Source organism: Clostridium sp. DL1XJH146 (genome assembly GCF_054819755.1).
Genome location: NZ_JBTVVN010000078.1, coordinates 1 through 6760 on the forward strand (window position 1 = coordinate 1; position 6760 = coordinate 6760).

Consider the following 6760-nt stretch of genomic DNA (forward strand, 5'->3'; position numbering starts at 1 on the left):
ATTTAATTTCCAATTGTATAAATTAAAATAGCCATCAAGCATTGGAATAAAATTGTATTCTTAGGTTGATGGCTATGTGGAAGTACCATCGAGGGTAATGAACATTTTGTAAACAATTCAATAAAATGTATTTTACCTGCTTTTAAAGCAGGTTTTTTTTATACGCCAAATCTGTATTTAGCGAATTAATAAATTATTGAAAAAGTTATATAACATTGTTAGAATGAAACTATATGTTATCAAGAAAATTGATAGGAGTTGATAATTTGGATAACGATATAATTGAATTACTTAATCAGCTTTTGGAAGGTCAAAAAATTGCGAATACTAATGCAGAAGAAACTAAAACTAAATTAGATAAAATTGAAAAGAAAATTGATTCTATTATGGATCAGACGGCTGATTTGGCAGAATTTAGAACAGATAGCAAACAATAAATGAATTCCAGACGTCATCCATTTATTGGAAGGTCGAGGGTCATGAACATTTTGTAAACAATTAAATAAAATGTATTTTACCTGCTTTTATAAAGCAGTTTTTTTATACCCCAAATAAATCTTTAGCGAAATACTGATATATATAAGAATAAAAGTGTTTTTAATAACTAAAAATAAATATATTATGTGTTATATTTATATGTAAGATACATTGATTGATATTTAGATTTTACAATGGTAAAATTGAAATATCAAATAAATTAAATAACTACATTTCTTTTAGGTGATATAACAAAATGAATTGAAAAAAAATCAATAAATATATTGAAAAGGGTGATAAAATACCAACTATAAGTATGTTCTACGGAATAATAATCAGAATGTTTTGTGTACCAAAAGAACACAATCCACCACATTTTCATGCATATTATCAGAATTATAAAGCTGTGATAGATATAAACACATGTGAAGTAACAGAAGGCAATTTGCCTAAAAAACAACTTAAATTGGTCTTAGCTTGGGCAGAATTAAGAAAAGAAGAACTATTAGCAGACTGGACATTAGCAATGAACAGTGAATTGCCATTTAAAATAGACCCATTGAAATAGGAGGTTGATGATTTATGTATCTTGCTGTAGTAGAAGTAAAACCATTACAAGATTATAAACTACTATTAACTTTTGAAAATGGAGAAAAAAGAACTTTTGATATGAAACCATATCTAGAGAAGGGTATATTTAGAGAATTAAAGGATGAGAAGATATTTCGAACAGTTAGAGTCAGTTTTGATAGCATTGAATGGAGCAATGAAGCTGATATTGATCCAGAAGTTCTTTATGAAGAGGCAACACCCCTAGGGGATATGAACATTTTGTAAGCAACCAATAAATGAATTCTTAACGTCATCCATTTATTGGAAGGACCCTCGAGGGTCATGAACATTTTGTAAACAATTCAATAAAATGTAATTTACCTGCTTTTTTAAAGCAGGTTTTTATATACCCAAAATCTTGATTTAGCGAAATATATTAAAATAAGAATTATAAAATGATGAAAAAGTGGCGATAATTAATATATAAGTTATGACAAGCATAATAGGTGAAACTACGGAAGCAGTGGTGTTATATATTAACGATTGGATAGATTAATAAATAGATTAGATTAAATTGATACTTTGGATATATAATGATAAAATAAAAGTGAGAATTTAAATGTATTTATTATTGGATTTCAATTATCTGAAGAACAAAATGTAGATTTATTAGGGAGTTTAAGATGAAAGAATTGTTTAAAGATGAAGGAGTAGAATTCTTAAAATTAGTTAATAAGTTAAATAGTTACGAGATTAAAACTAAATTGCCTTCTATGAGAAAAACGTTAAAACATTTTAAGTTTGAAGAAATTTATGATGAAATTCTAAATTATATTGGGTATTTGGACCACATTCTAACTCAACTTGATGTATATTTTGAAGATAATATGCAAGAAGATGTAAATGTATCATATAGAATTAAAAGTGAAAGTTCTTTGCGATTGAAATGGAATAAGAATTTAAATCAGAGTAAACAATTAAGAGAAGTTTGTAATGATGTAATAGGTATAAGAATTATTAGCGATATTGAGAAAGATATAATAGTTGAACACTTTAGTAAGCAGAAGAATTCAACAAAATTGGACATTGTTGATTTTAATAGTAATCCTAAAAAAATAGATGATGGGTATAGAGCTGTTCATTTATATATTAAGAATAACCCAGCTAGTTTTCCTATTGAAATACAGTTTTGTACTAGGAAAGATGCGTTGTTAAATTTCTATACACATGAAGTTATCTATAAGAAATCACGTGATATAGAAAAATTAAGATATTCTTCAGATTTAAGAAATTGGTTAAATAATATTCCGGAGGTACCGCAAGAAATTGAGATATCTTTTATTGACTATTTGTATAAGATTGTTTATTCAAAATTTGGAGGTGATGAGTAGTGAGAAAGTCATATCTATATGCTAGAAGGACAGGAATATCTGGAACTGCAATGTTGGAGATTTCAAGAAGAGAAGCTATTGAAATTATGAAAAAAAATAGAGGTGTAGATTTTCAATTGGGTATACTTGGAGGAGCTGATTACTCAGAAGTAATAAGAGTATATGGTGAATTTGCCCCATATAAGAAGGTTTTATCTGTAGAAGAATTAATAGATTTTGTTAATTAGTGAAGCAATTAATAAATGAATTCCTGGCGTGAGAAAGTCATAATTTGTCAACTGCGTTTCCGAATTATGACAAAAAGCAACCAATAAATGAATTCCTAACGTCATCCATTTATTGGAAGGGCCCTCGAGGGTCATGAATATTTTGTAAACAATTCAATAAAATGTATTTTTACTGCTTTTATAAAGCAGTTTTTTTATACGCCAATTTCTGTGTTTAGCGAAAGAAGATCTTCTATTGAATATTTTCTTAAAATTATGTCAATAATCATTTAAGAGATTTGAAAAAATTAGTAAACCTGGAACTTTAAAATATAATAAATAAGTAGGTGAAATAATGACTGATAAGGAGAGAATTTGGTATCCTGATAATACTTATCACATAACTATTAGAGGAAATCGGAGAAATGATATATTTCGAGATGAAGAAGATTTTGAAATATATATTACTTTATTAGAAGGAAATATTAAGTTTTATGAAAATGAATTTGAGTTAGTATGCTATTGTTTAATGGATAATCATGTTCATTTATTATTACATACGTACAATAAACACATGAAGTACTTTATGGCAAGATTAAACGGGGTTTACGCTAAGTTTTTTAATGAAAAATATAATTATTGTGGACATTTGTATGAGAAAAGATATTTTTCAGAATTAATAGAAAACGACTCGCAAATGCTACAAACAAGCAGATACATACACTTAAATCCCGTAAGAGCAAAGATGGTAGAAAAACCTGAAGATTATAGATGGAGTAGCTATTCAATGATGATAGGTGATACAAAAGAAAAAATTATTAATTCAGATAGAATTCTTAATTATTTTAATTATGAAAATAGAAGGAAAGCTTATAAAGAATTTGTTGAAGGTGTAGATAATATGATTAATCAAAAGGCTAGTAACCAATAATTCAGTTACTAGCTTTTTCCTTATAATGCAGCTTCTTTTTTCTTTTTATCCAAAAATCTAATTTCATTAGCTATAATTTCAGTGAAATATCTTTTTACTCCATCTTGGTCATAGGTTCTAACTTGAATTCTTCCAGATATGCTGACCAATCTTCCGACATCGGTAAAGTCATTGATGGCATTAGCTAAATTTCCGAAAATCTTAACTGGAATAAAATCAGTCTCTTTTTCGCCTTTAGAATTTTTAAAATTTCTATCTACAGCAACTCTGATATTTAACATTGAATTATTTTCTGTAGTGATAAGGTCGCCTTTTTTAGCAATACGTCCTACAATTTGAATACTATTCAAATAAACACCTCCAAATTTTTGTTGTTAAGAGTTATATCCCAAACAAACATTTTTATACATAAATAAATTTATTTTTAATGATTAAATATTTTTCAAAAGGATATAACTTATTAATGGTTATACAAAATAAAGGATAAAATTTTTTAATGGTATTATTTATGAAAAGAGGTAATATAGTGGCTACGGTAGTAAATAGTTTTGCAATAATGGCAATAGATGCATACGTGGTAAAGATAGAAATTGACACAATTTTTTCTAAACCATGTGTTTCGATAATAGGGCTTGGAGATACAGCCATAAAGGAATCTAGAGATAGAATACAGTCAGCAATAGTTCATTCAAGGCTAGAGTTTCCAAAGATGAAAATTGTAATAAGTTTAGCACCTTGTGATATAAAGAAGAGTGGATCGCATTTTGATTTAGGTATAGCAATAGGATTACTTATGCAATCCAATCAGATAGAGGTAGATACTGATAAGCTTGATACATTTGGTTTTATTGGAGAGTTGTCACTAAATGGAAGATTGAGACCTTGTTCTGGTGTGTTACCCATGGTAATAGAAGCGCAAAGAGTTGGTATAAAAAATGTAATAGTTCCTAGAGGAAATATGAAGGAGGCTTCATTAGTAAAAGAGATAAATGTTTTTGGATTTGAGACATTAGATGAAGTGATGAGTTTTTTAGAGGGGACTTATGAGTATAACAATTTAGATGATTTTAAAGAAGAACATATAATTAATACAGATTATTTACTTGATTTTCGCGATGTGCAGGGGCAAGAAGAAGCTATAGAATATGTAACAGCCGCTGCAGCAGGAGGTCACAACTTCCTGATGTCAGGAGCACCAGGGTGTGGTAAATCTATGATTGCAAAACGTATACCGACAATACTTCCATCTATGACAGAACAGGAGGCATTGGAAGTCACAAAGATTTATAGTGTTGCAGGATTATTAAAAAATAGAGGAAGACTTGTTAAGGAAAGACCCTATAGAGCACCACATCATAATGCATCAACAAACTCACTGGTTGGTGGAGGTATGAATGCACAGCCAGGTGAAATTTCTTTAGCACATAATGGAGTCTTGTTTTTAGATGAAATTGCAGAGTTTAACAAAAGAACATTAGATTCTCTAAGGCAACCAATGGAGGATGGAATAGTGACAATTTCTCGTGTAAAATATACTAATACTTATCCTGCTAATTTTATGCTTATTGCTGCTATGAATCCATGTCCTTGTGGGTACTATGGTACTGATAAATGTCATTGTACAGATTATGAAGTGTTGAAATATAGACAGAAAATCTCTGGCCCTATATTAGATAGAATAGATATTCAGAAAACAATTCAACCAGTAGAATTTATGAAATTATCTAATAATTATAGTGGAATATCTTCTAAAGAATTAAAAGAAAGAGTAGAAAAGGCGAGAAAAAAACAAGTAAAAAGATATGTGAATTTCAATAAAGTAAATTGTAATGCTGAAATGACACCTGCTATGATAAAAGAATTCTGTATTTTGGAAGAAGAAAGTATGAAATTACTTAGGTTAGCCTTCGAAAGATTTAGCTTCAGTGCTAGAACTTATCATAAATTTTTGAAAGTAGCAAGAACCTTAGCAGATATGGATGAAGAAGAGCAAATAAGAAAAAAACATATTGCTAAGGCATTACTTTGTAGAGATTTAGAAAAAGAGCAAGCTAAAATGGTTACGGTATAGATATGGAGGGCGGATATGAATAAGGAAGAGGTGTTATTTTGGATTTGGCTTAGCAAAATAAAAGGGGTAGGACCAATTCTCAGTAGAAATTTACTAAAAGTGTTCCAAAAACCTTCCAATATATATAGTGCAGAAAAAGATGAGTTACTTAGAGTTCAAGGAATAGGAAAAGAAACAGCCCGAAGAATATATGAAGGAAAGGATTTAGCTTATTCAGAAAGTATTCTAGAGAATTGTGTAAAAAAGAATATTAAAATTCTAACGATAGAAGACACTTTTTATCCAAAAGAAGTAAAGGAAATTAGTGAAAGCCCGATTGTATTATACTATAGAGGGAATCTAATAGCTAAAAGTATAGGGATTGGCATAGTAGGATCAAGAAGATGTACCTCTTATGGTAAAAGAGTAGCAGTAGAAACAGCTCAATTTTTAGCTCAAAACAATATTCCTGTTATCAGCGGAATGGCGAAAGGTATAGATTCTTACTCACATACAGCTTGTCTTAAAGAGAACGGTTATACAATAGCTGTTTTAGGAAATGGTGTTGATATATGTTATCCAAAAGAACATATAGATTTGATGGAGAAAATCATAGACAATGGAGCAGTTATTTCAGAGTATTCACCAGGCACTAAGCCAGATGCATTAAGATTTCCTAAAAGAAACAGGATAATAAGTGCTTTTAGCAAAAGACTCTTAGTAGTAGAAGCAAGTGAGAAGAGCGGAGCGCTCATAACAGCTTCTTATAGCAAAAAATACAAAAGAGAAATATACGCGGTTCCCAATAATATTTATAGTATTCAAAGTAAAGGAACTAACGAGCTTATTTATAATGGAGCTATGACAAGAACCCTCGAGGGTCATGAACATTTTGTAAACAATTCAATAAAATGTATTTTACCTGCTTTTAAAGCAGGTTTTTTTATACGCCAAATCCGAGTTTAGCGAAATATGATCTCCTACTGATTATTTTTTTAGGATTATGTTGGAAGCACCCCAGGGGTGTGAAATTTGTAAATTTTACAAATAACCGACAGGGAGGCGAGGATGAGAATCCATAGCCATCAACCTAACAGAACCAATTTATGTAAAATAACAAATCTAGATGTTACCTATTAGATTACAATAAAAA

At 29.6% G+C, this 6760-nt stretch carries 9 protein-coding genes; 8 read left to right on the forward strand and 1 reads right to left on the reverse strand.

What is annotated here, in order from left to right:
• Window positions 1–266: 266 nt before the first annotated feature.
• The 6 genes from ACVHXK_RS18340 to ACVHXK_RS18365 all read left to right on the forward strand — a co-directional run bounded on the left by ACVHXK_RS18340 (window position 267) and on the right by ACVHXK_RS18365 (window position 3557).
• Window positions 267–437 carry a hypothetical protein gene (locus ACVHXK_RS18340; RefSeq protein ID WP_461207857.1) on the forward strand — a complete coding sequence of 57 codons (171 nt, stop codon included), beginning with the start codon at window positions 267–269 and terminating at the stop codon, window positions 435–437.
• Window positions 438–778: 341 nt separating this feature from the next.
• Complete coding sequence (locus tag ACVHXK_RS18345; protein WP_461207865.1) at window positions 779–1045, forward strand: DUF4160 domain-containing protein; 267 nt, start codon at window positions 779–781, stop codon at window positions 1043–1045.
• A 14-nt stretch (window positions 1046–1059) separates the two neighbouring features.
• Window positions 1060–1314 carry a DUF2442 domain-containing protein gene (locus ACVHXK_RS18350; protein ID WP_461207858.1) on the forward strand — a complete coding sequence of 85 codons (255 nt, stop codon included), beginning with the start codon at window positions 1060–1062 and terminating at the stop codon, window positions 1312–1314.
• Between the two features lie 398 nt (window positions 1315–1712).
• Entirely contained in the window at window positions 1713–2420 is a 708-nt protein-coding gene (locus tag ACVHXK_RS18355; RefSeq protein WP_461207859.1) for a hypothetical protein, read from the forward strand.
• Complete coding sequence (locus ACVHXK_RS18360) at window positions 2420–2647, forward strand: hypothetical protein (protein ID WP_461207860.1); 228 nt, start codon at window positions 2420–2422, stop codon at window positions 2645–2647. The genes ACVHXK_RS18355 and ACVHXK_RS18360 overlap by 1 nt, the downstream gene beginning before the upstream one ends.
• A 334-nt stretch (window positions 2648–2981) precedes the next feature.
• Window positions 2982–3557 carry a transposase gene (locus tag ACVHXK_RS18365; protein ID WP_461207861.1) on the forward strand — a complete coding sequence of 192 codons (576 nt, stop codon included), beginning with the start codon at window positions 2982–2984 and terminating at the stop codon, window positions 3555–3557.
• 20 nt (window positions 3558–3577) lie between these two features.
• On the opposite strand, the gene ACVHXK_RS18370 is transcribed toward ACVHXK_RS18365, so the two are convergent.
• Window positions 3578–3907, reverse strand: a complete 330-nt coding sequence (locus ACVHXK_RS18370) for a single-stranded DNA-binding protein (protein ID WP_461207862.1) — start codon at window positions 3905–3907, stop codon at window positions 3578–3580.
• Window positions 3908–4083: 176 nt separating this feature from the next.
• Here ACVHXK_RS18370 and ACVHXK_RS18375 point away from each other — a divergent pair, with 176 nt between their 5' ends.
• Entirely contained in the window at window positions 4084–5628 is a 1545-nt protein-coding gene (locus ACVHXK_RS18375) for a YifB family Mg chelatase-like AAA ATPase (RefSeq protein WP_461207863.1), read from the forward strand.
• 15 nt (window positions 5629–5643) lie between these two features.
• The gene (gene dprA, locus ACVHXK_RS18380; RefSeq protein ID WP_461207864.1) at window positions 5644–6573 is read left to right on the forward strand and encodes a DNA-processing protein DprA; all 930 of its coding nucleotides are present in this window, start codon (window positions 5644–5646) and stop codon (window positions 6571–6573) included.
• The last annotated feature ends 187 nt before the right edge of the window (window positions 6574–6760 follow it).

Bases quoted from the DNA above. Each gene is read 5' to 3' on its own strand.
- ACVHXK_RS18365 (WP_461207861.1), top strand. From the start codon at position 2,982: ATGACTGATAAGGAGAGAATTTGGTATCCTGATAATACTTATCACATA.
- dprA (WP_461207864.1), top strand. From the start codon at position 5,644: ATGAATAAGGAAGAGGTGTTATTTTGGATTTGGCTTAGCAAAATAAAA.
- ACVHXK_RS18350 (WP_461207858.1), top strand. From the start codon at position 1,060: ATGTATCTTGCTGTAGTAGAAGTAAAACCATTACAAGATTATAAACTA.
- ACVHXK_RS18355 (WP_461207859.1), top strand. From the start codon at position 1,713: ATGAAAGAATTGTTTAAAGATGAAGGAGTAGAATTCTTAAAATTAGTT.